This window comes from Candidatus Dactylopiibacterium carminicum (genome assembly GCF_014736495.1).
GTDB classification, from domain to species: Bacteria; Pseudomonadota; Gammaproteobacteria; order Burkholderiales; family Rhodocyclaceae; genus Uliginosibacterium; species Uliginosibacterium carminicum.
The window spans coordinates 33659-59637 of the sequence record NZ_MDUX01000005.1 but is presented as its reverse complement, the minus strand read 5'-3'; the positions used below and the strand labels follow the sequence as shown (position 1 = coordinate 59637).

The following is a 25979-nucleotide window of genomic DNA, read 5'->3' as shown; positions in this document are numbered from 1 at the left end:
CGGTTCGTCAGCCGGAGCTTGCAAACCAATATCGGTGGTGCGCGGTGCGCACCCTACGGGATGGCAGGATGCATGGTTATGTAGGTGCGCAATGCGCACCGCTTACCACACCGTGGGTCCATAGCCCGGATGCAGGCCGGAATCCGGGGCGCATTGGCGAGGATCGTTCAGGATCTTCTGCTCAACAGCAGCCCGCACTCCAGGTGGTGGGTATAGGGAAACTGGTCGAACACGGCGGCGGTGCTGATCGCGTGGGTGTCGGCCAGCGCAGCCACGTTGTCACGCAGGGTCTGCGGATTGCAGCTGATGTAGAGGATGTGCCGGAAGTTGCGCGCCAATGCCACCGTGCCATCGTCCAGCCCGGCACGCGGCGGGTCGACGAACAGCGTGGAGAAGCGGTAGCTGTCCAGATCCACGTCGCGCAACCGATTGAAGGGCCGCACACGCGCCAGTGCATCGCTGATCTCCTCGCTTGCCATGCGCACCATCGTCACGTTGTCCACGCCATTGGCGGCGAGATTGTGACTGGCCGCACGCACCGAGGATTTGCTCATCTCGGTTGCCAGCACACGCCCGAACTGTGGCGCCAGCGCCACGGTGAAATTGCCGTTGCCGCAATACAGCTCCAGCAGGTCACCTCCCAGACCGCTCGCCTGCTCGCAGGCCCAGCCCAGCATCTGCTGACAAACGCCAGCATTCGGCTGCGAGAAGGAAGCTTCGATCTGCTGATAACGCAGACGGCGCTCACCGACCAGCAACTCCTCCTGCACCCAGTCTCGCGCCAGCACGATCTTCTGCTTTAGGCTACGGCCGATCAGCAGGATGCCCAGCTCCGCCGCCAGGGCACGCGCAGCCTTTTCCCAGGCGGCTTCCAGCTTGCGATGGTAGAGCAGGGTCACCAGCATCTCGCCGGAAAGCGTACTGAGGAAATTCACCTGGAAGAGCTTGCGCCTGAGCTCGGCATCCGCCTGCAGCGCCGCGCGCAATCGGGGCATCAGCGTACAGATGGCACTGGAAGCCACCGGAAAGTCCTCCATCAGCACCGGGCGTTTCGGCTCGGCCGGATCGAACATCGCGTACGCGATGGCATCTCCCTCATGCCAGATGCGGAACTCCGCCCGCTGGCGGAAATGCAAGGGCGCGGAACGGAACACCGCAGGCGCAGGCACGCCGAAAGGCACGAAGTCGGCCTCGAAGGCAGCGAGCTTGATCGCAAGCTGCGATTCGTATTGCGCGGGGTCGGGCTGCAGGGACATGAACGGACGATTACTGCGTATTGGGGGCGCAAGGATAGCGCACCCGGCAGCGGCGTCATGGGGATGTCACACCCCGCAACGAGAATCCGGGACTCCCTTCCACTACGGATGCGGCTTTGCAGGCACGCGCAGGACAAGACGGGGGCGCCCCGGCACGGTCATGCGTTTGAAGGCAAGGCCGCATGGACCGCAAAGCCTATGAACAAACCTAAATTCCGCGCAGCCCTCGCCGGCTCGCTGATCCTCAGCGCAATCCTCATTGCCGCCTGTGGTGGCTCGGACAGCGACACGACACAGTCAGGCAGCAGCGCCTCCAGCAGCTCTGCAAGCAGCGTGGAACCCACGCCTACGGGGCTGACGCTGAGCAAGATTGGCGGCTTCCAGCACGATGGCGGCGCAAGCTCGGCGGAAATCACCGCCTACGACCCTTTGAGCAAACGCCTGTTCGTGGTGAATGGCGCGCTGGGCACGGTGGACGTACTGAATCTTGCCGACCCGACCGCCCCCACACTGATCAGCTCGATCAGCACGGCCAGCTTCGGCAGCGGCCTGGGCGGCGTCAACAGCGTCGCCGTGCATGATGGCGTGGTGGCGCTGACCATCGAAGCCAACCCCAAAACCAGCAACGGCATCGCCGCCCTGCTCCGAGCCTCGGACCTCGTCACGCTCGGCACTGCCAGCGTCGGTGCGCTGCCCGACATGCTCACCTTCACGCCCGACGGCAAGACCCTGCTGGTGGCCAACGAAGGCGAACCGAGCAGCTACGACCAGTCGGACTCCATCGACCCGGAAGGTTCGATCAGCGTGATCGCGCTAGGCCCTCTCGGCCCGACCGTGACCAGCGTCAGCATGACCGCCACACAAGCCGGCTTCACGGCCTACAACAGCCAGATCGACAGCCTGCGCGCTGCCGGCGTACGCATCTTCGGCCCGAATGCCAGCGTGGCGCAGGATCTCGAGCCCGAGTACATCACCGTTGCTGCGGACAGCAGCAAGGCCTGGATCACGCTGCAGGAAAACAATGCCGTGGCCGAACTGGACATCGCCAGCAAGACCATCACCGCGATCCGCCCCTTCGGCCTCAAGGACCACAGCCTCGCCGGCAACGGCATGGACGTCAGCGACGAAGATGGGGGCGAGAACACCAACAACGGCACGCCCGCCATCAAGATCCGCACGGTCCCTGTGAAGGGGATGTACATGCCGGACGCCATCGCCTCCTACACCGTGGGCGGCGAGACCTACCTGGTGACGGCCAACGAGGGCGATGCCCGCGAGTACGACGGATTCGCGGAGAAAGTTCGCGTGCGTGCGCACTGCGACAGCCTGGATGCCACGGCTTTCGCCGATGCCGCCAACGCGATCCGTGACAGCAATCTGGGTCGCCTCAAGATCACCGCCAATTACAACGGCGGCAGCATCGACACCGGCAAGGACACCAGCGGCACCTGCACCGCCCTGTATTCCTTCGGAGCACGCTCCTTCTCGATCTGGAAGACCGATGCCAGACAGGTCTATGACTCCGGCGACGAATTCGAGCAACGCACCCAGGCGCTGAGCAACGTGAATTTCAATGCCAGCAACGACAACGACAAGCTGGATGCACGCAGCACGGCCAAGGGCCCCGAACCTGAAGGCGTGGTACTGGGGCATTTCGGTGGCAAGACCTACGCCTTCATCGGCCTCGAGCGCGTAGGCGGCGTGATGGTGTATGACATCACCACGCCTGCCGCCCCCGCTTTCGTCACCTACGTGAATCCGCGCGCAGGTGAAACCGGCGACCGCGGCCCCGAAGGCCTGGCCGTGGTTCCGGCGGCGGATTCGCCGAATGGCAAGCCGCTGCTCATCGTCGGCAACGAAACCAGCGGCAGCACCGCGATCTACCAGATCGACCTGAGCTACTGACCGTCGCTCCGGAAAAGACAACATCGGCCGACGACCAGTCCTCCCGGGACTGGCCGTCGGCCGATTTGCATCCCCCGTCCTCACCGGGTGCCCCACAAAAGGCCTGAAACGCCAACCTTTGCCTCCACCTGCCTCCCCTGATCGGTGTCGGGAAGAGACGCCCCCGATGACCGCACCAGCCTGAGCGGCATCCTGCCGGCATGCACCACGACGGAGCATGCGCATCAACGGGCGAACACAAAACCCGGCTTGCGCGTACATAGCACGCTTCTCGCAAAGACAGCCTGTCCACCGACGGCACCCAGCCAGCAGGAGATCAGCGTGGCCCCGACAAAAGATACAAAAGAGCAATTCCCGACCCGGGCAGGCAATACGCGGTTTTACGACGAGATGAGCAGCGCCAGCGGCGAGCTGCGTCCGAACTATCAGGCGTACGTGGACTGGTTCGACGGCATGAGCGCCGAGCGCACGGGGCGCAAGCGCCACGAGGCCGACGCACTTTTCCGGCGCTCCGGCATCACCTTCGCGGTCTACGGTGACGAAGCCGGCGCCGAGCGCCTGATCCCCTTCGACGTGATCCCGCGCATCATCCCCGCACATGAATGGCGCTCGCTGGCCGATGGCCTGCGCCAGCGCGTGAAGGCGCTGAACGCCTTCATCCATGACATCTACCACGGCCAGGAGATCCTGAAGGCCGGCCGCATTCCAGCCGAACAGGTGATCTCCAACGCGCAGTACCGCCCCGAGATGCAAGGCGTGGATGTGCCCAACAACATCTACGCGGCGATCGCTGGCGTGGATATCGTGCGGGCTGGCGCGGGCGAGTTCTACGTGCTGGAAGACAACCTGCGCGTCCCCTCCGGCGTGAGCTACATGGTCGAAAACCGCAAGATGATGATGCGGCTCTTCCCCGAACTCTTCGCCAAGAACCGCGTTGCCCCGGTCGAGCACTATCCCGACCTGCTGCTCGACACCCTGCGTGCCGTGGCGCCCAAGGGCGTACTCGATCCCACCGTGGTCGTGCTCACGCCGGGCAGCTTCAACAGCGCCTATTTCGAACACGCCTTCCTCGCCCAGCAGATGGGCGTGGAGCTCGTCGAAGGGCAGGATCTTTTCGTGCGCGACGAGCAGGTCTTCATGCGCACCACACAAGGCCCGCAGCGCGTGGATGTGATCTACCGCCGCATCGATGACGACTTCCTCGACCCTCTCGCCTTCCGCCCAGATTCGATGCTCGGCGTGCCGGGCCTGCTCTCGGCCTACCGCGCCGGCAACGTCACGCTGTCGAACGCCATCGGCACCGGCGTGGCGGACGACAAATCCATCTACCCGTACGTGGGCGACATGGTGCGCTTCTACCTCGGCGAAGAGCCCATTCTCAACAATGTGCCCACCTACATGCTGCGCAAGCCTGACGACCTCGCCTACACGCTGGCGCACCTGCCCGAGCTGGTGGTGAAGGAAGTTCACGGTGCTGGCGGCTACGGCATGCTGGTCGGCCCGGCATCGACCCAGGCCGAGATCGAGGATTTCCGCAAACGCATCCTCGCCGCCCCCGAGAAATACATCGCCCAGCCCACGCTCTCGCTCTCCACCTGCCCCACCTTCGTGGATACCGGCATCGCGCCGCGCCACATCGACCTGCGCCCCTTCGTGCTCTCGGGCCACGAAGTGCGCTTCGTGCCGGGCGGGCTCACGCGCGTGGCGCTCAAGGAAGGCTCGCTGGTGGTGAACTCCTCGCAAGGCGGGGGCACCAAGGACACCTGGGTTCTGGAGGACTGAGCATGCTTTCGCGTACCGCCGATCACCTGTACTGGATGGCCCGCTACGTCGAGCGCGCCGAAAACCTCGCGCGCATGCTGGACGTGAACAACCGCATGTTGCTGATGCCTCAGAGCGACCGCGAGAACGTGCGCCTGTGGCGCGAAACGCTGGACTCCATCGGGCTGCTGCAGACCTACTTCAACACGCACGGCGAGAAGCTCGTGCCAGCCGAAGTGGTGCACTTCATGGCACTGGACCGCGCCAACCCCGGCAGCATCTACTCCTGCCTGCGCGCCGCGCGGGAAAACGCACACGCCGTGCGCGGCACGCTTACCGCCGAACTGTGGGAAACCATCAACGCCACTTGGCTCGATCTGGGCAAGTTCGACATCGCGCGCATGGGCGCCGACGAACTGGATGCCTTCTTCGAGTGGGTGAAACTGCGCTCGCACCAGTTCCGCGGCGTCTCCTTCGCCACCATGATGCGCGACGAGGCCAACTGTTTCCTGCGCCTGGGCACCTTCATCGAGCGTGCCGACAATACCGCCCGCATCCTCGACGTGAAGTACAACTTCATCAACGAAGCGCCACGCCGCAACGATGCCGGCGAGTATTACCAGTGGAGTTCACTGCTGCACTCGGTGTCCGCTTTCGAGATCTACCGCAAGGTCTATCGCGACCAGATCACCCCTTCGCGCGTGGCCGAACTGCTGATCCTGCGGCGGGACATGCCCCGCTCGCTCGCCTATTGCACCGACGAGATGCTCAGCTTCCTGCACGAAGTCGCCAACACGCGTTCGGACGAAACCCAACGCCGTGCCGGCGAGCTCGCCTCCAGCCTGCGCTACGGCCGCATCGACGACGTGCTGGAAGCGGGCGTCCACAGCTACCTGACCCGCTTCATCATCCGCATCAACGACATCGGCAACCGCATCGCCAGCGACTTCCTGGTACCTGTTACAACCTGAGGTCCGAGGCAGCATTTTCGCCAGCTTTGCAGGCGCGTGAATGCACGCAATCCTGAGTCCTGGTTGCCCTGTCCTGAACAACCGGAGGTTTCGAAATGAAGTACAGCATCCGTCACGAAACCCGCTGCCACTATGACAGCCCGGCCAGTTACTCCATCCGCAAGCTGCGCATCACTCCGCGGGAAGAAGGAGGCGTGAAGATCTCACGCTGGGAGGTGAACACCCCGGCGCGCAGCAGCCGCAGCGTCGATGCCTGGGGCAATACCACGCACCTGCTGAGCCTCACCGCACCCCACGAAAATGTACGCATCGTGGTCACCGGCGAAGTCGAGATTCCGGACCAGGGACAAGCCCTGATCGGCACCGACTGCGATGGCCTGACACTGCCGATCTACCTTGCCAGTACCAGCCTCACCCAGCCCGATGCCGCACTTTCCGCACTCGCCCGGACGCACCTGGGCCGGGCACCACAGCACATCGCCGACGTGCTCGCCCTGCTCGAAGCCCTGCGCGCTCATCTGCGCCCCACGCCCTCCGGCGGCGAGCCCCTGCGCGGCGCAGCCGAAAGCTTCACCCGCCAGGCAGCCACCCTGCCCGACCAGGTCCATGTGCTGCTCACCGCCTGCCGTGCAGTCGGCCTGCCCGCCCGCTTCGTCAGCGGCTACCAGCTCGGCGAACGCGTGCGCGAACACGCCTGGGCCGGCATCTGGCTCGAAGCCGCCGGCGGCTGGGTCAGCTTCGACGCCCGCCGTGGCGAACTCGCCAGCGGCCACCAGATCCGCCTTGCCGTCGGCCGCGACTATCTCGACGCCTGCCCGATGCGCAGCATGCATCAAGGGGGCGGCCAGGAAGAGGTTCGGGTGACGGTGCGGATGATGTGATTACTGGGGACACGATGGGTAAGCGCTCCATCACGACGTGAGCCGGCAGGCACCGTACACAGGCTCCACAAGCGGCGCTTCAGCAGGCCATTAGCATGCACACTCAAACGCCGCCTTCCGCTATCAACCGGTGGCGAACCGGAATACTGTCCTGAAGGACAGAAGCATCGTGCTAGCCCGGCGTTAAAGCATTGCGCAGAACACTTCGGACGGTCTCACTTTGTGTGACTGTACAAGCAGAAAACCGTAAAGGAAGGATACAAAAAGGGCTTCCCCGCATTTCGCGAGGGAAGCCCCTTGCAAGAACGTCTGAACCCTGCCTGCTTACTTGACGCTGTCGAGGATCAGTACCCAGTCATTGCCATAGGCCAATCCGGCCGGACGCGTCGGTGCGGCAGACGCAGCCGTTCCCGGCGGGTCGAAGGTCTGCGTGCCGGTATTCGCGTAAATGCCCGTGGCATTGCCGGAGGCACTGGCAACCTGAGTCAGGCCGCTACGCGGGTCAAACCATGTCGCCTTAACCTGGGTACCTTCGATAACACCAAGATTGACCGTGAAGTTGCGCCCGGTGTACGTGTAGAAGAATGCGTAGCCTTCGCCTCGGGTTGCCGCAACGTAGTCGTATTGCGTCCCTTGGTCGGCCACCATGCTGTTGTCTGGCACACGGGTCAGGTATGAGCGCGACAGCATGAGTTTCTTGAGGATCGGCAATTGCACTCCACCCGCCGCCTCCAGCGCTACATTCCAGTAATCACGGGGGAAATCGTCTGCCGAGAACAAGGCTCCATCGGTTCCATCGCCCACGCGGTAGACCTGCATCAGAGAATTGTGCCCATAGCTGTGGCCGAAGGCACCGGCAAACACGGCCCAGTAGGCATAACGGCGTACATCTTCCGGTTGCCAACGCGTGCCATCGGTATTCTTGCTGATCCCCTTGGGGTAGTCCTCATAGGAAGGCTCCACATCGAGCGTCGGCTTCACGGGCGACAAGAGGTAGTCCGCCTGCACATACTTGTAGTTGTCCTCGCCGTAGTTATGCTCACCCGGATTGTTTTCCGGTGTGTCCTGCGCATAGGTCCGGTGCCCCGACTGGAACATGTTGAAATCGAGCCACGATTTGTTGTGGAACCATTCCGAGGAATTCCAGCGGCCACGCGGGTGATAGGAGATCAGGTGATTAGGGTCGTTGTCGCGGAACGCCTGCCCCATCGCATCCCAGATCTCACTCCGGATACTCCCCTTCTGGTCACCGCCCACGAACCAGACGATATTGGGCCTGTTCTTGTAGCGATCCGCGAGGAACTTGGCATACGCCGTGGCGGAATCTACCGTGACCACAACAGGAACATTGGCGCTTGACGTGGTGGCGACGACGTTGGAGCCCCAGATCGGCACGATGGCCACGTAAATCCCGTACTCGGCAGCCTTATCGATCAGGTAATCGAGATTGTCCCAGTAATCGTATTGGGCTGCGTCGCCGAAATCGCTTCCTGGCGTGGTATTGATCTTGGCAAGATCACCTTTTTTCAGCGGCGTTGCGCCATAAACGTTCGGCTTCAACATGCTGTGCAAGGGCGAGATCTGCAGCACGTTGTAGCCCTTGTCGCGACGATTTTCGAGATACGTATTGATTTCCTCGCGGGTCAATTTGTAAGACATTAACCACGCCGTATCGGCCAGCCAAAAGAACGGGGAGTTATCCTCCGAGTGAACGAGAAAACGCCCGTTGCTCGAGACCTCCAAGGGCCAGGAGTAAGACGGCGATACAGGCAGCGGGGAAGACGCGACCTCATCTCCGCCGTCGCCACCCCCACCGCAGGCCCCCAGAGTGAGGACCGCACAGAGAAGCATTGCCAGATTACGCATTGATCATTCCTTTGTTGTGGTTTTGATTTATTGCTTGGCGCTTCCACGTTGAAAACGCCCGATATGTCCAGACGTTGCCAAAACTGCCTGACAACAATCCCCCTCGCGCCCAAAATTGCCTGACACGCATGCCAAATACTGGCTCGGTTGCCATACAAATCGCTTTTATGTTTTTTCTGGCTGCGAATTGCATCCGCGGCGATCAGCCGGCGTGATGTGTTGCCATGCAAGTAGGAGGGGCCTGTTGGCGCTCTTTTCTGCGTCCTGAAACCGACCACGGCCCAGCTTTACTCCGCCCCACCCCGACCTCTAATGCCGCTCACCTGGATCCTGCGGCTTGGGGGATGAATCCCCTGGTCAACGGGGGATTCAAAGGCACTCGAAAACACACTAGATTCCTGCTTGCGCCGGAGGACGGCCATGTCTTGGCCGAAAGGGGTTGGGCCATGCCCCTGTGCCCCTGGCCTTTCCTTGTCAGGAGAGCGCCAGCAAGACACGCGATGATCGTGCACCTGCCTTCGTTGCCAGATACTGCCCTGTCCGCGCTTTCGGACGAGCACGGCCAGCAGAGTCAACAGACCCTTGGCATCTTTATCAAAGGGAGTTCCCCTGATGACGCATCTGGTATTCAACAGGCGTGCATCCAAATTCCCGCTTGTATACGGCATACATGTACTGAAGCGAGGTAAATCCACTGCACTGCGCAACTTTCGAATAGCTCAGCATGCCTGCCTTGAGCAGGATCTGAGACTGGCGTAACTTGAAGGAAAAGATCTCTTCATGCACGGTATGCCCTAACTCCCGGAGGAAATGTGCATCAAGCGTCGTGCGGGTCACTCCGACATAGTCCGCAACCTGAGGGGCGCGGATACCCTGAGCGGCAAACTGCCGGATGAAGTGCTTCGCCCGCATCACATAGGGGTCGTGCAGCGGCTTGTGAAGGCTTGATGCTTGCGCGTTGACGCCTTCAGGCAACACCGTCTGGTGAGGCGCGACTGGTAGTGTGCTGGTCAGACGCCGATGCAGCATCTGGGCGGCGATGCGTCCCATCTCATGCGTACCCTGTGCGACCGAACTCAGAGGAATACGGTTCAGCAGGCTCATCAAAGGGTCATCGTCAATTCCGATGACGGCCACCTCTTCCGGCACGGAAAGCCCCAATGAAGCACATGCCTGCATGACCTGTCGTGCGCGCGAATCAGTGACTGCAATGATGCCCACGGGCTTCGGCAGAGTCTTGATCCAGTCAGCCAGATTTTCGGGAATGGTGGTCCAGTCTGGGGCGAAGGTCGGAATCCCTCTATAGACCAGCACTTCGTGCCGATCTGCCGTCACGAGGCAGCTGAAAGCCTTTTCCCTCTCTCCCGCCCAGCGATTGTGGGAGGTCGGCACGATCGAATAAAAGGCGAAATGCGACAAGCCCATATCGATCAGATGCTCATACGCCATCCTGACCAATGCTGGGTTGTCGGAGGCGACATAAGGAATGCCTTTCAGGTACGCCGCATTGCTCTGGTAAGAGCCGCCGACTCCCACCACCGGAAGATGGCCACCCACAAGCAGGTCGAGCAGTTCGGGATCGTCGAAGTCGGCAATGACACCATCGCCATCCCAATCCGAAATACATTCCACGTGCGAGCGGAAGTCCTCCTCGAGCAGGACTTCCCAACCACAGCGGGTCGACTTCACATAGTCACAGACTCCTTCGATGATGCTGCGACCATAACGCCCTTTCGCCTTGAGCAACAGGACCACACGGAAAGACTGCGTCAGCCCATGGCAAGCGCGGCGGCACCTCTTCGGGATGACTCCCACCTGTGGATCGACGGCAAGATCTGTGAGCTTGGGCATGTCGCAGGAACAAAGTACGTGAAATGGCGAAAGGTGCAGCCAACTTGACAATTCATGCTAAACCGGCTCAACCGATATTAGTTGTAAAAAGGTATTAACAAACCGAGAACCTTGCCCAGTCTTGCTTTGAGCAGTTCGGGGCGTAGCGACGCAAGAGGTCTCCTGGCGGATCACCGACCGTACGTGATGCAGCACCGCCTCACCCTGCCCTCCTGCATGCGACGTCCGGAACGACTGATCTAAAAGCACGTACGGAGCCCCCGGCATCGGCTCGCTGCAGACAGCGTCCCTGCAACGATTACCGGGCAAGACTCTCGACACACGCAGCCCAGGTTCAATGGGTGCTTGGACGCAGGATTTGTCTGCGATCTGTCGTGAGAGACCATCAACGTGGAGGGCAAACAGCAGCACATTGCGTTGTGCTGCCGCAGCCGGTTCGCCACGCAAGGCCCGCCCGCCGGGACCGCACACGCCTTGCAGGTCCGGTTTCAGTCGGATCGCAGCACGGGGAGACGGCCGCAACCGTGGAGATAAGCAGCGTATCAAGGCTCGGAAGCTGCTTTTAATGGCATAAAGCCAGCGATGGCATAAGCCTTTTTTGCCCCCCTCCCGACCTCATTCTGATAACGGGAGGGCTGCGGCGGGATGCCGGTCACTCAAGCCGAAACCCTGTCAAATCAACGTCATCCCGGCGCAAACCGGGATCCGGATGCGCCCCAAGACACGAGACTCCGACTAGTGCCAGAATGACGGCATCGTCTTGAGCGAACGGGATTAAGGGGTGGGGAGAGGTTTACATGGCATATGGAAGACGTTGAACAGGTTCCTAGATCATGGCTAAAACCTGCCTCGCACCGCACCTGTTTCCCCGTCGACCACGATCAGTTGCTGCGCAGCCATCCGTTGCAGGGTCTTGGCGAGGTCGCCTTCGCGGATGCCGGTGGCGACTGACAGGGGCGTGAGCCGGGTGATGCCCTTGTCGATCACGGCGAGGATTTCGCGGAAGAGCGCTGTGCTGTCCCAGGGCGCGGGCTCGCCGGCTTGACGCTGGCGTACGATCTGCACCTGCAGCGGTTGCAGGTACGCGCGGATGGCTTCCAGTTGTTCGTTGCTGGCGATCGCTACCAATCCTGGCTCGGGAGCCGGGCGGTCAAGGCGGTTGAGCTGGATGGCATCGGGTTCGATGCGCTCCAGGGCGGCTTTCAGTGCCGCCAGCTCGATGTCGGAATCATTGATGCCGGGAGCGATGAACACTTCCAGCAGCAACTGCCCGGTGTAATTCCTGCGAAAATCCGTGATGCCTTCGATCAAGGAATCGATGTGCACACCGCGCACCGGGCGGCAGATGCGCGCAAAGGCCTTGCGTGTAGCAGCGTCCAGCGAGGGAGACACCAGGTCCGCGGCCATCAGCTCGGCCTGCACGGCCTTGTCGCCCAACAGCGTGGCATTGGTGAGCACGGCCACCTTGTACTGCGGATAGCGGGTCTTCAGATGCTTGATCACCCGGCCAATGCCCCGATGTAGCGTGGGCTCACCGGAGCCTGAGAAAGTAACGTAATCCAGCTCGGGAGCGTCGGCGAGCACGCTGTCGAGTTCGCCCAGCACATCCTCCGTAGGCACCCATTCAGCCCGCTCCAGTGTGCGTGTGGTGGTCCAGCCGCATTCGCAATAGATGCAGTCGAGCGAGCAGGTCTTGAAAGGGAGCAGATCGATGCCCAGCGACCTGCCGAGACGGCGGGAGTTGACCGGACCAAACAGGTATTTCATGGCGGCAGGACTTCAGCTTGCAAACAACCATGTTGCCGCGCAACAGGCGCCAGCGCCTTGTTTCAGATCGAAGCCACGACTGGCCGACACGGCGCAGGCATTGAAACCCGGCAGAGTCACCCCATATCCGAGGGATAAAACCCGCCTCCCTCGCAGCACGCCGACGCCCGCCGGGAATCTTTCCGCCATTTCGGGCTCAGACCCGCACGATCACTTCATGCAGCCGGACGCTGCCGCAAGGAAAAGCATGTATTCACAACAAAACATCCGCTTCGCGCGACTCTCCCGCCCTAGCGGCCGTTCAACCGGTCTGCTCGGCAAAGTGGTGGCAACCGTCGCCGCGCTGGGCTTGCTCGCCCTTTCGTTGATGTTCTCGGTCGTCGTGCTGGCGGTCGGCGTCGTGGGCGGCGCCATCGCCTGGGCCTATCTGTGGTGGAAAACCCGCACACTGCGCCGTCAGATGCGCGAACAGGCCGGCATGGCGGAAGCTGTGTTCCGTCAGCGTGCATCCAGCGATGCGAAGCCGGAAGCCAGAGACGACGGCATCGTGCTCGAAGGCGAAGTGATCCGCGAAGTACCGGAAGAAGAAACACGGCGCTGAACCTGGATGTAATGCTGTCCGGTTCCTCTGGATCCTGGCTTTCGCCGGGATAACGCCGAAGCGAAGGAATCAGCGCCTCATGCCGGGCATTACGGCGCCAAATTTTCGCTCTCCGCCCTGGCCGCCCAACCATCACGCCAGATGCAAGATCACCTGCCGACAGGCGTCATCCCGGCAACAGGCCGGAATCCAGACACGCAGTCGATGCCCATCAGCCCTCCATTCGCGCGAACGGCAGCCACGCCGGCTCAGCCCAGATGCAGGCGCGAGGTGTTCTTGATCTCCTCCATCACGGCATAAGTGCGTGTTTCGCGCACCCCCGGCAACTGCCAAAGCACGTTGCCGGCAAAGGCCCGGTAGGCTGCCATGTCGGCCGTGCGTGTCTTGATCAGGTAATCGAAGCCCCCCGCCACCATGTGGCATTCCATGATTTCCGGGCGCAGCTGCACCGCCACCTTGAACTGCTCGAATACGTTTGGCGTGGTGCGATCGAGCAGCACCTCCACGAACACCAGCATGCCGGCGCCCAGCCTCAGCGGGTTGAGCCGCGCCTCGTACCCCAGGATGTAGCCGTCGCGCGTCAGCCGCTGCACGCGCGCCAGTACTGCCGTGGGTGATAGAGCCACGGCTTCGGCTAACTTGAGATTGGAGAGGCGGCCATCTTCCTGCAGCAATTTGAGGATGCGAAGGTCGGTACGGTCGAGATCGATTTGCGAGGCGGCCATGCTGAATATTTCACCAGTCAGTCAGACAAATATAGCGAATTATTTATCATGAATTTTGAAATGATTAGCAAACATTCAACAACCTTGCATTTCCGGCCAACACATCATGAACGCACCGCAGCCTGCCCCCTCGCCGTTCGCACAGCTCACGCCACTGCCTGAGCAAATGCCATTGCGTGCAGCCATCACGGCTGCCTGCCGCACGCCAGAAATCGAGCTGATTCCGTGCCTGCTGGAACAGGCCCGCCTGCCGCAGGAACTGGCCGAACGCAGTCGCCAGCTCGCGTTGCGCATTGCAGGCACGTTGCGTACGCGCAAGGCCAGCGGCATCAAGGCCGGCATGGTGCAGGGCCTGCTGCAGGAGTTCTCGCTGTCGTCACAGGAAGGCATTGCCCTGATGTGTCTGGCCGAGGCGCTGCTGCGCATCCCGGACAGCGCCACGCGTGACGCGCTCATCCGCGACAAGATCAGTCAAGGCAACTGGAAGGGGCATGTGGGCCAGAGCGATTCGCTGTTCGTGAATGCCGCAGCCTGGGGGCTGATGCTGACCGGCAAGCTCGTTTCCAGCCACAGCCAGGAAGGCATGGCGGGCTCGCTCGGGCGGCTGATCGCGCGGGGTGGCGAGCCACTGATCCGCCAGGGCGTGAACATGGCCATGCGCATGATGGGCGAGCAGTTCGTCACCGGCGAAACCATGCCCGAGGCGCTGGCCCATGCACGCTCGCTAGAGGCCAGGGGCTTCCGCTATTCCTATGACATGCTCGGCGAAGCCGCGCTGACCGCGGCGGATGCCGACCGCTACTTCCGCGACTACACCCAGGCGATCGAAGCCATTGGTCGCGCGTCGGGCGGGCGCGGGGTGTATGCCGGACCGGGGATCTCGATCAAACTATCGGCCATGCACCCGCGCTACTGCCGCGCACAGATCGGGCGCGTGATGGACGAACTGTATCCGCGCCTGCTGACCCTGGCCCAGCAGGCGCGCCAGTACGACATCGGGCTGAGCATCGACGCAGAAGAAGTGGACCGCCTGGATATCTCGCTGGACCTGCTGGAAAGGCTCTGCACCGAACCTTCACTGACAGGCTGGCAGGGGTTGGGCTTCGTGATTCAGACCTACCAGAAGCGCGCCCCCGGCGTGGTCGGGCATGTGATCGATCTGGCGCGGCGCAGCGGCCGCCGGCTGATGATCCGTCTGGTCAAGGGTGCCTACTGGGACAGTGAGATCAAGCGCAGTCAGGAAGCTGGCCTGGCGGATTACCCGGTCTACACGCGCAAGCCCTATACCGATCTGGCCTATCTCGCCTGCGCACGCACGCTGCTGGCCGCCCCGGACGCAGTCTATCCGCAGTTCGCCACCCACAACGCGCACACGCTGGCGACCATCCACGAGATGGCCGGCCCACAGGATTTCCACCCCGAGCAATACGAATTCCAGTGCCTGCACGGCATGGGCGAGCCCCTGTACGAACAGGTGGTGGGCCCCGTGAGTGAAGGCCGCCTCGGCCGCCCCTGTCGGATCTACGCCCCGGTCGGCACGCATGAGACCCTGCTCGCCTATCTGGTGCGCCGCCTGCTGGAAAACGGCGCTAATTCCTCTTTCGTGAACCAGATCGCGGACGAGGCCGTACCACTGGAAGCCCTGGTGCAGAACCCGGTCGAGCAGGTCGAAGCGATGGCCGCCCACGATGGCCAGGCAGGCCTGCCGCATCCTGGCATTGCCCTGCCAGGCGATCTTTACGGCAGCGCGCGGCAAAATTCCACAGGGCTGGATCTGAACGACGAACAGGCCCTGCGTACGCTGGCACAGACACTGCTGAATGGCCCGACGACCCGATACGCAGAACCGATGATTGCCACGCCGATCGCGACGACGGAGGCCGGACATACCATCCTCAACCCGGCCGACCACGGTGACGTGGTGGGCCATATGCGCGAAGCATCCTCTGCCGAGGTGGAGGCTGCCCTGCAAACGGCGCATGAATATGCACCACACTGGGCTGCCGTGCTGCCGGCCGAGCGTGCCGCGGCGCTACTGCGCGCGGCAGACGCCCTGCAGGCCGAGCAGCAGTCGCTCCTCGGCCTGCTGGCGCGCGAAGCCGGCAAGACCTGTGGCAACGCCGTTGCCGAAGTGCGCGAAGCCATCGACTTCCTGCGCTATTACGCCACTCAGGTACAGGCCGGTTTCGACAACGCCACGCATCGCCCGCTCGGCCCGGTGGTCTGCATCAGCCCCTGGAACTTCCCGCTGGCCATCTTCACAGGCCAGATCGCCGCCGCCCTGGCCGCCGGCAATACCGTGCTGGCAAAACCGGCCGAGCAGACTCCGCTGATCGCAGCATGCGCGGTCCGTCTGTTGCATGCGGCCGGTATTCCGCTCGCCGCGTTACAGTTGTTGCCCGGCCGGGGTGAGCGCGTAGGCGCACAGCTCGCAGGCGATGCCCGGGTGCAAGGCGTAATGTTCACCGGCTCGACCGAAGTCGCCCGCCTGCTGCAGGGCATGCTCGCGCAGCGCCTGTCTCCTGCCGGCCTGCCGATCCCGCTGATCGCGGAGACGGGCGGCCAGAACGCCATAATCGTGGATTCCTCGGCACTGACCGAGCAGGTGGTCATCGACGCACTGTCATCGGCCTTCGACAGCGCCGGCCAACGCTGCTCCGCGCTGCGCGTACTGTGCGTGCAGGAAGAGGCCGCCGATCGCGTGCTCACCATGCTCAAGGGAGCGATGGCCGAACTGCGCCTGGGCAATCCCGCACAACTGGCCAACGATGTCGGCCCGGTGATCGATGCCGATGCCATGGCCAGCATCCAGCGTCACATCGAAATGCAACGCGCCCAGGGCCGTCCTGTCCATCAGCCCGGCCCGCGGAACACCGATACAGGCGGCGGCCACTTCGTGCCCCCCACGCTGATCGAGCTGCCGGATCTCGCCGGGCTCACCCGCGAGGTGTTCGGCCCGGTTCTGCACTTCGTGCGCTATCGCTGCGACCAGCTGCCCGCGCTGATCGAAAGCATCAATACCCTCGGCTACGGCCTGACCATGGGCCTGCACACGCGCATCGACGAAACCGTCGCTCAGGTCGCCAACCATGCGCAGGTCGGCAACCTGTATGTGAACCGCAACATCGTGGGTGCGGTGGTGGGCGTCCAGCCCTTCGGTGGCGAAGGTCTCTCGGGCACCGGTCCCAAGGCCGGCGGGCCGCTCTACCTGTATCGCCTGCTGGCCAGCCGGCCGGATGCCGCACTCGCCAGGCCTTTCGGCACACAAACCGAGTTGCAGGCAGCCCCCGAGCGCCCAGCCTTGCAGATCCTGCAGCAGTGGCGCGAGGCCCGAGGCAGCAGGCTGCCTGCACCGGTCCCCTTCTTCTGCGGCGCGCGTCTTGCATTGCCCGGCCCCACGGGCGAGAGCAATCACTATCAGGTGCTGCCGCGCAAGGCGGTGCTGAGCCTCGCCACGGAAAATGCGGAAAGACTCGCCCAGCTTGCCGCCATCCTGGCCGTGGGCAGCCGCGCGATATGGCCTGCCAACGATTCACAGGCAGCCGCATTGCGTGACCGCCTGCCGGAAGCATTGCGCGAGCACGTCAGCCTGGCCACCGATCTCGCCAGGGCCAGCTTCGATGCCGTACTGCACCAGGGCAGCGAGGCGGAGCTTCGCCACTGGCTGGGCGTTCTGGCCCAACGCCCGGGGCCAGTGGTGGGCATCACGCACCTGCCAGCAGGTGCCGCCATCCCGCTGGAGCGCCTGGTCATCGAACGCGTCGTCAGCATCAACACCACGGCGGCGGGAGGAAATGCAAGCCTGATGACCATGTAGTGATCCCTTCCTGCCAGCGCGAACCTTGCCGGCCCACGCTGGCAGGCCGGACTCAAGGCTGGGCGGCCTCGGCCTTCACATAGGGCGCCAGCTCGGGCACCGCGTCCGCCACGGCTTCTGCCGCGATGCGACCGAAGACGAAGGAGCCGGCACGGTTGAAGTGGGTCTTGTCCGGCACGGTGTTGCCCTCGGGGTCGCGCTTGGTGGGGCCGAGCTTGTGCCCTTCGACCTCGCCAAGCTTTTCCATGTGGGCCTGGCTGACGGTATGCAGGTCGACCAGCGGCACCTGCATCTCTTCGGCCACCTTCTTCATGGCCGCCACGTGGCCCATCAGATCATCCTGGATCTTGCCGTCCGGCTGGTAGTAACGGCGCGCGATGGAGGTGACGAGAACCGGCCGGATGCCGGCTGCACGGGCTTCCTCGATGAAGCGACGCAGATTGGCCGGATATTCGGTTTCAAGCTTGGTTTCGCGATCCGCGTGCGCCTTGCTTTCGACATCGTTATGGCCGAACTGGATCAGCATCCAGTCCGGCTTGCGTGCGAGCGCCTTGTCCCACAGGCCATCGCGCCGATAGGTCCTGGTGCTGGCGCCCCCCTTGGCCTCGTTGATGCAGGTGACTTCCTCCACCAGATTGGCGCAGAAACCGGTGCCGTAGCCCTGGCGCTCGGTCTGGGTGGAATCCCCGATGAGGGCGACGCTGATCGGCTTGAGTTCAGCAGCCTGAACAAAACCGGCAAGCCCCAGCAGGGCGGCGCAGACGAGCTGGCGGAAAGGAAGGGACGCAATCGGGTACATGCTGTGTTTCTCCTTATCATGGAAGCCGGCACTCTAGCGCGGAACGGAATTCGCCTCCTGACGGGGATTGCTCAAGATGAAGCTTCTTCCGCCCCTTCGGAGATTCCCTTATCCCCCTGTTTTCCGGAGATGGTCTGAGGTATCTTGGCGGCCACAAGTTACCGGTAACAACACCATTCGTGTGCTGTACCACAAAACAAGACTTGAGGAGACATCCATGAATATCCGCAACCCGCTGCTGGCTGCTGCCATGGTCGTCGCGACCATGGGAACGGGCCACGCGACAGACATCGACTATCAGCAAATGGGCGTAACCAAGGACAACCTGCCGATCATCGCCGGTCAGATCAAAAGCCGTCTGAATGCCAGACTGGCCTGGACACCCCAGGTCAAGGATCTCGCCACCTGGCGCAAGGCCGGGCGCGCAAAACTCTGGGAACTCACCTGGCAGGCGCCGGACCACACGCCGTTCAATCTGCAGCTGATCGACGAGATCGATCGCGGCAGCTACCTCGCCCGCAAGGTGAGCTTCAATCTCACGGCGGACAGCCGCGTCTCGGCGCTGCTGCTGGTCCCCAAGGGCCAGGGGCCGTTTCCCGCCGCAGTGATGTATCACGACCACGGCTCCAAGTTCGACATCGGCAAGGAAAAGTGGATCGAGCCCTGGGGCGATGATGCCCGGCTGGCTTCCGCCAAGGGATGGGCTGCGAAATTCTTTTCCAGCCGCTTTCCCGGCGATGAACTGGCGCGGCGCGGATACGTGGTGCTGGCCACTGACGCGCTCGGCTGGGGAGACCGGGGCGGCATGACCTACGATATGCAGCAGGCACTGGCTGCCAACATGTTCAACATGGGCTCCTCGCTGGCCGGTCTGATGGCGCTCGAAGATGCACGCACAGCCGAGTTCCTGGCCAGCCTGCCACAGGTGGACAAGCGCCGGGTGGCAGCCATCGGTTTTTCCATGGGAGCCTTCCGCGCCTGGCAGGCGGCAGCGCTCACCGACGCGGTGACCGCCACGGTAGCCGTCAACTGGATGGCGACCGCCGAAAGGCTGATGGTGCCAGGCAACAACCAGCTGCGCGGCGGTTCGGCCTGGCAGATGCTGCACCCGGGGATCCTGGCCTACCTGGACTACCCGGATGTCGCCAGCCTGGCCGCACCGGGGCCGATGCTGATCTACGCTGGCGAGAAGGATGCGCTGTTCCCGCTCGACTCGGTCCGCACGGCCTTTGCCGGCATGCGCCGCGTCTGGTCTGCCTGGCAGGCGGACGACCGCTTCGAAAGCAAGGTCTGGCCGGGCGGCCATGTCTTCGAGGCCGATCAGCAGGATTACGCGTACAACTGGCTCGATCGCCAGTTCAAGCGCCAGCCTTGAAACGGCTGGCTGCAACCGCTTGCGACACCGAGGCCGGGCAACCGGCCCTCCCGGACTATGACCCCGCCGCTTCCTTGACCGGCACACCAGCCTGAAGCCCTGTGGCGTCCTGGATGACACGGCTGCGGTCATTCACACCGGAAAGTACCTCCTGCTTGCCGTCCTGGCTGCGGCCGAGTTTCACGGGAACCGCCTGGGCCTTGTTGTCGGCGCCCACGGTGAACACGACCGCATTGCCTTCACTTTGCTGCACGGCCTTGGCGGGCAACACCAGCGCGCGGCGCTGGATGGTGAGGCTGCCCGAGACGAGCAGACCAGCTTTGAAACGTGCGCTGGCCGGCAATTCGACATAGACCAGGCCGGTGCGTGTCTTGATATCGATGGTCGGCGAGATGCGGCGCACGTGGCCGCGGACCTCGTCGCCCAGCGGACTGATGATCACGGCTTCCTGCCCGGGATCAATACGCAGCAGGGTTTCACCCGGCACTTCCGCATGCCATTCGAGCTTGCCCTGGCGGATCAGGCGGAACAATTCGCTGCCGGAGCGCACGATGTCGCCCTCATCGACGAAACGCGCGGAGATGACGCCATCGTCGGGGGCAACCAGCTTGGCCGTCGCAAGCTTGATCTGCTGGGTTTTGACGCGTGCCTGGGCCACGGCCAGCCGTGCACCGGCGGTCTGCTTCTGGGTTTCATACTGCGTCAGTTCCTGCTTGCTGACACCGCCCGAGGTCGCCAGCCGGTTGGCACGACTCAAGGTGGCATCGGCCTGGGCAAAAGTGGCCTCCGCCTCGACAAGCTGGGCATTCACACTCGCCAGTTCGGCCTCCACACTGGTGGTGTCCAGTTGCGCCAGCGTCTGCCCGCGCGTGACGGAATCCCCGATATTGACCTGCACACTGGTGAGCCGAAGGCCGCCGGTGTCGGTATTGATGCGGATTTCCTGCCAAGGCATGACGTTGCCCTGCACATCGACCCGCTCGGACCATTGCTCGAAGCGCGGTTTGACCAGGCTCACGGCGCGCACGACCGGCGCGGCCGGCTGGATTGGTGCGGCAGGCACGGCGGCAGCGGATTGCTCCGCCACGGGCGCCGTGCCTGCGGCCTGGGCCGGCAGCGCCAGGCAGAGCACCATGGACAACAGGCTGCACAGGCCGCCGACGGATTGACCGGCGCGCGGTGGGAATTCAGCGAAGAGGGGCATGACGGGGCTCATGGGTTGGCGGATGCGGGGCGGGCTGCGACGGCCTGCTGCATCTGCGGAGATTCGGGCACGTACTGCGCACCGCCGCCGGTGACGCGGTTCAGCGTGATCCAGGCCTGCAGCCGCTCCTTCTGCACGCCCAGCAAGGTCTGGCGCGCATCCAGCATGACGCGGCGGGCATCCTCCAGCGCCAGCAGGTTGCTGGCGCCTTCGCGATAGCGGGATTCGACGGCGTCGAAGTACTGCTGATACTGGCTGGCCGCGATGCGCGCGTTCTCGGCACGGTCGTTGGCGGCTGCGTAACGAGTGAGCGCGTTTTCGACATCCTGGATGGCGCTTCGCGCCCTGGCGCGATAGGCCGCCAGCGCTTCGTCATAGCGGGCCTGCGCGGCCTGCACGGCTGCCACGCGACGACCACCATCGAAGATCGGCAGGCTGATCGACGGGCCGAATGACCAGGAGCCCAGCGACACCGAGCCGCTGCTGCTGGACGTGGTGGTCGAATAGCCGAAACTGCCGTTGAGCGAAACGCGCGGATAGCGGTCCGCCTCGGCCAGACCGATGTCGGCCGACGCGGCGGCCAGCGCACGCTCCGCCGCGCGTACATCCGGACGCTGCATCACGGCCTGAGCCGGAATCGCCACGTCGAAATGCCGGGGCTCCGGCAGGCGATCCAGACCGATCGGTCGGTCGAGCAGCATGGTCGCCAGGACCGGGCGCGGAATCCCGGTGAGCCGCGTGATCAGGTTCTCCAGTTGCTGGCATTCAGCACGGGTGCTAGCCAGACGGGTCTTCGCCTCGGCCACCGAGGCCGTGCTGCGGATGCTTTCATACGGCGCGGTGAAACCGGCCTCCACGCTTTCTTCGGTGAGCTTGCGCGTGGCGTCGCGGGATTCCGTATCCTTTTCCCGCAGCGCCAGTTGCGACTGGCAGGCGCGATAGCTCAGGTAGGCATCGGCCACGTCGGCCGCCAGGCTGACCCGCGCATCGCCCAGCGTCGCCAGTTTGGCTTCCTCGCGCGCGGTGGCGCCTTCCTTGCCACGGCTGACCGCACCGAACAGATCCAGCTCCCAGGAAGAACTCAGCGAGAGCCAGGAATAGCCCCCGGGTGTGGCATCCCGCGTCTGCCCCGTGCGCTGCGTGCCCGCGCCGGAACTCACATCCGGCCGGCCAGCGGCATCGGCCTGAACGTGATAGGCCCGCGATTCCGAAAGCCTGGCCATGGCAGCTTCCAGCGTGGGGCTGCCAAGAAAGGCCTGGTCGACGAGGCGGTCGAGCACCGGGTCGGAGAGCTCGGTCCACCAGCGCGCGGCTGGCACCTGATGCTCACCGGCATTGGCAGGCGAAGTCCATTGCGCCGGTACATCGGTTTCCGACAGCACGGGCGCCTTGTAATCCGGGCCCATGACCTTGCATCCATAAAGGAGGAGGGGAAGACAGAGCGCGCACCAGACTGGCTGGCGCACGATACAGCTGAACATGCTTGATCCTTTTCTTCCGGACGGGTGTGGGCGCCCGCACCCGGAACACTGGCCGGAGAAGATGCGGCGGCGGCACCGGCATGTCAAGCCCGTCCGCAAGCCCCTCGGACCGGCACAGCCGCACGGCGGTTCCCTCGTGGCAGCAACGCACGATGCCACGAGGCGGCTGACCGCGCAGTCTATTTTTCCTCGGTTTCCAGCGAACGTGCCTGCACCTCGGCCAGCAGATCCTCGAACGAGCGCAGCCCGGTCGGCATCATGGTGACCTGCACCTCGACCTCGTGCGCAGCACCACCGAGGATCACCCCGCGCATCGGGCTGACGTCGTTGAAATCCCGCCCCCAGCCAAGGATCACGTGCTCCAGGTGCGGTTGCAGGTTGTTGGTGGGGTCGAAGCCGACCCAGCCATTCTCGGGGCACCACACCGCCACCCAGGCATGGGAGGCATCGGCACCGATCAGGCGCGGTTTACCGGGCGCGGGGTGGGTGAGGATGTAGCCACTCATGTAGCGGGCGGGCAGCCCCAGCGAGCGCAGCGCGCAAAGCATCAGGTGGGCAAAATCCTGGCAGACGCCGCGCCGCGCCTCGAAAGTCCTGACCACTGGCGTGGCGATGCTGCTGGCCTTCGGATCGAATTCGAATTCCTTGAAGATACGCGCCGTCAGCGCGCGGCAAGCCTCGAGCAAGGGGCGCTGCGGCGAGAAGCTCACCAGCGCCCATTCGCGCAGTTCCTCGAGCAGCGGTACATGTTGCGAGGCAAGCGCGAACTCCTGCACGTCCAGCGGCGCGGAGGAAGGGAAGGCCGTCAGCATCGCGGCCACCGTTTCCCAGGCCGGGCCGGAGGCCTCGCGCCACTGCGCCGGGCGCGGCAGCACCTCGACAGTGCTCGCCGCGATCAGGCGCAGCATCTCGTGCGGCTGGCGGATGGCCAGCCAGCGCCCGGGATTACCGAACCAGTCGGTCAATGCCTCGCAGCGATAAGGCTCCGGCGTGATCTCGATCTGATGCTTCTCGACATGCTGGAAATTGCATTCGCGTGGCGCCAGATGCAGCAGATGCTGCGAGAGGCTCACCGGAGAGCCGTAGCGGTACAGCGTCTCGTGGATGACGTGGTAGCGCACCGAAGCCTGGGCAGCAGCGTTCATGCGATCACCCTCGCCCGCTCCTCGGCGTGGCTGAAGTAATGCACGCTGATCTGGTCCGAAAGACTGGCAGCCGCCGTGCGCAACGTCCCCAGGGCCTCGCTCAGCGCCTGCGAGCCGGGATGGAAGTCCAGCCCGGGGTCCAGCGCCAGCAGGCGCCGGTGCAGGGCTTCCAGGCCGCAGTCAGGCATGTCCCCCAGCGAGGCGTTGAAGCGCTCGATGTAGTCGCACAGGCCGGTGGTCTGAAAGACGATGCCGCGCGGATTGGTGTCATCCGCGATCAGCAGATCCAGCACGGCGATCCACTCCGGGCGCGCCATGTAGCGCGCGCGATAGGTGACGATGGAGTCCGAGACTTCGAGCAGCCATTCCGGGTTGCCGCGTACGCCCATCTTCATGGCGGCTTCGATGGCCTCGGTCTGGAACTGCAGACGCTCGATGCGCCGCCCCAGAGACAGGAAGCGCCAACCGTGGTCGCGTGTCATGCCGTCAAGCGCGAAGCCCGCCAGCGTCATGAAACTGGTGATGTACTCATCGAGTTGCGCCAGCGCCTCGAAGATGCCCACGCGCTCGAAAGGCTTGCTGCCGATCTGCTGCGCCAGTGCGTTGAGGGTGCGCCAATTGTCCAGCGACAACCGCTCGCGCAACTGGAAACCGGTTCGCGACAGATGCAGCACATGCGAAGCGAGGCCGCCGTGATGCTGCGCGTCGAAGGTGGCGCGCAGCAGCGGGCGCACCGCTTCGCGCTCGTTGCAGTCCTCCGGCAGCAGGCCGATGGTGCGCCCGAGTGCCGACAAGGCCTTCCATTCGCCGGGATTGTCGAGGCTGTCGGAGAGGCGATTGAGGGTCACTCGCAGATAACGCGCCAGATTGTCGCAACGTTCGGCATAGCGGCCGAACCAGAAGAGATTCTCGGCCACGCGGCTGGAAAGCCCCGAGCCACTGCGCACCAGGTCGGCCGCATCCACTGGCCGGCGCAACAGGGAGACGCTGGACGCCACGGCGCTGCCGCAGATCCACACGTCCTTGCTGCCACCGCCGCGCTGATTGGAAAGGATGCGCACGTCGCGCTCGCTGGCAGTACGCGCCAGCCCGCCGGGCATCACCATATAGCCTTCGGGCGTGGCCACGGCATACACACGCAGGCCCACGGGGCGGCCCAGCAGCTTGCGGCCATGGCCACGATCGAGCAGCGGGGCGCGCGAGAGGGCGACCAGTTCCTGCGCGTACCAGTCACGCGGATTGGCGCGCACACGGGCGGCCAGGCGGACCAGGCCGTCTTCGTCCAGATCCTCGCCGAACACGGGCTCCACTCGGCGCCCCTGCGGATGTGGCACCGCACTCCTGAACACCAGATGGTCGGCCTTTGCCAGCGCATCCTCCATCACCGGCCCTTCGCCACACCACCAGGTGGCCACGCTGGGCATCAGCATTTCCTCGCCCAGCAGATGCTGGCACAGGCCGGGCAGGAAGCCCGCCAGTGCGCCGGTCTCGATCACGCTGGCACCGATGCCGTTAGCCAGCAGCACGTTGCCGCGCCGCACCACATCCATCAGGCCGGGCACGCCCAGCACGGAATCGGCGCGTAGCTCCAGCGGATCGCAGAAGTCGTCATCCATGCGGCGCAGGATGGCGTGTACGCGGCGCAGGCCGGAGAGGGTCTTCAGCCATACGCAACCATCGCGCACGATCAGATCCTGCCCTTCGACCAGCGGGAAACCCAGGTAGCGCGCCAGATAGGCATGCTCGAAATAGGTTTCGTTGTACGGCCCCGGCGTGAGCACCACGGTGTTGGTGCGTCCTTCGTCACGTGGCGCATAGGTGGCGATGGCATCGCGCAGCGCGGCGAAGAAGTTGGCCAGCCGGGTAACGCGCAGCTCACAGAAAAGATCCGGAAACAGGCGCGAGGTGATGAGGCGGTTCTCCAGCGCGTAGCCCATGCCGGATGGCGACTGGCTGCGGTCGTTGATGACCCACCATTGCCCGTCGGGCGAGCGCGCCAGATCGACGGCGAGGACATGCAGGAAGACGCCACCGGGCGGCGTGATGCCGAAAGCCGGGCGCTGGAAGCCGGGATGGCCGAGAATCAGCGCGGGCGGCAGCCGGCCTTTCTGAAACAGCGTCTGCGGCCCGTAAAAATCCGCCAGCAGGCTGTTGAGCAGTTTTGCACGCTGCGCCACGCCACGCTCGACGCCGGCCCACTCGGCCGCCGGGATGATCAGCGGCAGCGGGTCCATGGCCCAGGGGCGACCTGCGCCTTCCTCGTCGTCATAGACGTTGTAGGTCACACCGTTGTTGCGAATCTGGCGATCGACATCGTCGAACAGCTCACGCAACTGGGGCGCGGTCTGCTTCAGCAGACGTTCGTAAAGCGCCCCGTAATGCGGGCGTGGTTCGCCACGCGCGGCAAACATTTCGTCGAAGCGGGCGTCGTCGTCCGAGTATTCGGCGAGGATCTGTCTTGGCATGGATATCTGTTTTTCTGGACTTTGATACACCGCGCGGTCAGGGGGAAACCACACCCGCTCGACCCTGCGCGACGCCGATGATACGACGTCGCGCGGTGCTGACGACCCT

17 protein-coding genes are annotated in these 25979 nt (G+C 63.8%); 7 read left to right on the top strand and 10 right to left on the bottom strand.

The genetic code is table 11. From position 1 onward, the window contains the following. Positions 1-167: 167 nt before the first annotated feature. The gene (gene trmA / locus BGI27_RS02625) at positions 168-1256 is read right to left on the bottom strand and encodes a tRNA (uridine(54)-C5)-methyltransferase TrmA (RefSeq protein WP_095523365.1); all 1089 of its coding nucleotides are present in this window, start codon (positions 1254-1256) and stop codon (positions 168-170) included. 198 nt (positions 1257-1454) lie between these two features. Between trmA and BGI27_RS02620 the strand changes: the two genes are divergently transcribed. The 4 genes from BGI27_RS02620 to BGI27_RS02605 all read left to right on the top strand — a co-directional run bounded on the left by BGI27_RS02620 (position 1455) and on the right by BGI27_RS02605 (position 6774). Beyond that, entirely contained in the window at positions 1455-3161 is a 1707-nt protein-coding gene (locus BGI27_RS02620) for a choice-of-anchor I family protein (protein ID WP_095523364.1), read from the top strand. Between the two features lie 390 nt (positions 3162-3551). Then, positions 3552-4943, top strand: coding sequence for a circularly permuted type 2 ATP-grasp protein (locus BGI27_RS02615; RefSeq protein WP_095523363.1), 1392 nt, complete (start codon positions 3552-3554; stop codon positions 4941-4943). 2 nt (positions 4944-4945) lie between these two features. Further along, a complete protein-coding gene (locus tag BGI27_RS02610; RefSeq protein WP_095523362.1) occupies positions 4946-5893 on the top strand; it encodes an alpha-E domain-containing protein in 948 nt (315 codons plus the stop codon). Positions 5894-5988: 95 nt separating this feature from the next. Next, positions 5989-6774: a transglutaminase family protein gene (locus BGI27_RS02605; protein ID WP_095523361.1), complete on the top strand. Its 786-nt coding sequence runs from the start codon at positions 5989-5991 to the stop codon at positions 6772-6774. Positions 6775-7098: 324 nt separating this feature from the next. Here the strand turns inward: BGI27_RS02605 and BGI27_RS02600 are convergent, their stop codons facing one another. From BGI27_RS02600 to BGI27_RS02590, 3 genes are all read right to left on the bottom strand, one after another. Beyond that, positions 7099-8625 (bottom strand): glycoside hydrolase family 140 protein, encoded by a 1527-nt coding sequence (locus BGI27_RS02600; RefSeq protein ID WP_223871557.1) that lies wholly within the window; start codon positions 8623-8625, stop codon positions 7099-7101. Positions 8626-9234: 609 nt separating this feature from the next. Next, positions 9235-10491, bottom strand: a complete 1257-nt coding sequence (locus BGI27_RS02595) for a XylR family transcriptional regulator (RefSeq protein ID WP_095523359.1) — start codon at positions 10489-10491, stop codon at positions 9235-9237. A gap of 837 nt (positions 10492-11328) precedes the next feature. Next, complete coding sequence (locus BGI27_RS02590; protein WP_095523358.1) at positions 11329-12258, bottom strand: radical SAM protein; 930 nt, start codon at positions 12256-12258, stop codon at positions 11329-11331. A gap of 247 nt (positions 12259-12505) precedes the next feature. On the opposite strand from BGI27_RS02590, the gene BGI27_RS02585 reads away from it, so the two are divergent. Further along, positions 12506-12859, top strand: coding sequence for a hypothetical protein (locus BGI27_RS02585; protein WP_095523357.1), 354 nt, complete (start codon positions 12506-12508; stop codon positions 12857-12859). Between the two features lie 248 nt (positions 12860-13107). Here the strand turns inward: BGI27_RS02585 and BGI27_RS02580 are convergent, their stop codons facing one another. Beyond that, positions 13108-13584 (bottom strand): Lrp/AsnC ligand binding domain-containing protein, encoded by a 477-nt coding sequence (locus BGI27_RS02580; RefSeq protein ID WP_095523356.1) that lies wholly within the window; start codon positions 13582-13584, stop codon positions 13108-13110. A gap of 106 nt (positions 13585-13690) precedes the next feature. On the opposite strand from BGI27_RS02580, the gene putA reads away from it, so the two are divergent. After that, complete coding sequence (gene putA / locus BGI27_RS02575) at positions 13691-17401, top strand: trifunctional transcriptional regulator/proline dehydrogenase/L-glutamate gamma-semialdehyde dehydrogenase (RefSeq protein WP_095523355.1); 3711 nt, start codon at positions 13691-13693, stop codon at positions 17399-17401. 52 nt (positions 17402-17453) lie between these two features. On the opposite strand, the gene BGI27_RS02570 is transcribed toward putA, so the two are convergent. Continuing rightward, complete coding sequence (locus tag BGI27_RS02570; protein WP_095523354.1) at positions 17454-18200, bottom strand: rhamnogalacturonan acetylesterase; 747 nt, start codon at positions 18198-18200, stop codon at positions 17454-17456. A gap of 217 nt (positions 18201-18417) precedes the next feature. On the opposite strand from BGI27_RS02570, the gene BGI27_RS02565 reads away from it, so the two are divergent. After that, complete coding sequence (locus BGI27_RS02565; RefSeq protein WP_223871554.1) at positions 18418-19575, top strand: dienelactone hydrolase family protein; 1158 nt, start codon at positions 18418-18420, stop codon at positions 19573-19575. A 55-nt stretch (positions 19576-19630) separates the two neighbouring features. Here BGI27_RS02565 and BGI27_RS02560 read toward each other — a convergent pair whose 3' ends face one another. The 4 genes from BGI27_RS02560 to BGI27_RS02545 all read right to left on the bottom strand — a co-directional run bounded on the left by BGI27_RS02560 (position 19631) and on the right by BGI27_RS02545 (position 25870). After that, the gene (locus BGI27_RS02560) at positions 19631-20779 is read right to left on the bottom strand and encodes an efflux RND transporter periplasmic adaptor subunit (protein WP_170942880.1); all 1149 of its coding nucleotides are present in this window, start codon (positions 20777-20779) and stop codon (positions 19631-19633) included. An 8-nt stretch (positions 20780-20787) separates the two neighbouring features. After that, positions 20788-22260, bottom strand: a complete 1473-nt coding sequence (locus tag BGI27_RS02555; RefSeq protein ID WP_095523352.1) for an efflux transporter outer membrane subunit — start codon at positions 22258-22260, stop codon at positions 20788-20790. Between the two features lie 179 nt (positions 22261-22439). Beyond that, positions 22440-23405: a transglutaminase family protein gene (locus tag BGI27_RS02550; protein ID WP_095523351.1), complete on the bottom strand. Its 966-nt coding sequence runs from the start codon at positions 23403-23405 to the stop codon at positions 22440-22442. Further along, positions 23402-25870, bottom strand: a complete 2469-nt coding sequence (locus BGI27_RS02545) for a circularly permuted type 2 ATP-grasp protein (RefSeq protein ID WP_095523350.1) — start codon at positions 25868-25870, stop codon at positions 23402-23404. Before BGI27_RS02545 ends, BGI27_RS02550 begins: the two co-directional genes overlap by 4 nt. Positions 25871-25979: the final 109 nt, after the last annotated feature.

Bases quoted from the DNA above. Each gene is read 5' to 3' on its own strand.
- trmA (WP_095523365.1), bottom strand. From the start codon at position 1,256: ATGTCCCTGCAGCCCGACCCCGCGCAATACGAATCGCAGCTTGCGATC.
- BGI27_RS02620 (WP_095523364.1), top strand. From the start codon at position 1,455: ATGAACAAACCTAAATTCCGCGCAGCCCTCGCCGGCTCGCTGATCCTC.
- BGI27_RS02615 (WP_095523363.1), top strand. From the start codon at position 3,552: ATGAGCAGCGCCAGCGGCGAGCTGCGTCCGAACTATCAGGCGTACGTG.
- BGI27_RS02610 (WP_095523362.1), top strand. From the start codon at position 4,946: ATGCTTTCGCGTACCGCCGATCACCTGTACTGGATGGCCCGCTACGTC.
- BGI27_RS02605 (WP_095523361.1), top strand. From the start codon at position 5,989: ATGAAGTACAGCATCCGTCACGAAACCCGCTGCCACTATGACAGCCCG.
- BGI27_RS02600 (WP_223871557.1), bottom strand. From the start codon at position 8,625: ATGCTTCTCTGTGCGGTCCTCACTCTGGGGGCCTGCGGTGGGGGTGGC.
- BGI27_RS02595 (WP_095523359.1), bottom strand. From the start codon at position 10,491: ATGCCCAAGCTCACAGATCTTGCCGTCGATCCACAGGTGGGAGTCATC.
- BGI27_RS02590 (WP_095523358.1), bottom strand. From the start codon at position 12,258: ATGAAATACCTGTTTGGTCCGGTCAACTCCCGCCGTCTCGGCAGGTCG.
- BGI27_RS02585 (WP_095523357.1), top strand. From the start codon at position 12,506: ATGTATTCACAACAAAACATCCGCTTCGCGCGACTCTCCCGCCCTAGC.
- BGI27_RS02580 (WP_095523356.1), bottom strand. From the start codon at position 13,584: ATGGCCGCCTCGCAAATCGATCTCGACCGTACCGACCTTCGCATCCTC.
- putA (WP_095523355.1), top strand. From the start codon at position 13,691: ATGAACGCACCGCAGCCTGCCCCCTCGCCGTTCGCACAGCTCACGCCA.
- BGI27_RS02570 (WP_095523354.1), bottom strand. From the start codon at position 18,200: ATGTACCCGATTGCGTCCCTTCCTTTCCGCCAGCTCGTCTGCGCCGCC.
- BGI27_RS02565 (WP_223871554.1), top strand. From the start codon at position 18,418: ATGAATATCCGCAACCCGCTGCTGGCTGCTGCCATGGTCGTCGCGACC.
- BGI27_RS02560 (WP_170942880.1), bottom strand. From the start codon at position 20,779: ATGCCCCTCTTCGCTGAATTCCCACCGCGCGCCGGTCAATCCGTCGGC.
- BGI27_RS02555 (WP_095523352.1), bottom strand. From the start codon at position 22,260: ATGTTCAGCTGTATCGTGCGCCAGCCAGTCTGGTGCGCGCTCTGTCTT.
- BGI27_RS02550 (WP_095523351.1), bottom strand. From the start codon at position 23,405: ATGAACGCTGCTGCCCAGGCTTCGGTGCGCTACCACGTCATCCACGAG.
- BGI27_RS02545 (WP_095523350.1), bottom strand. From the start codon at position 25,870: ATGCCAAGACAGATCCTCGCCGAATACTCGGACGACGACGCCCGCTTC.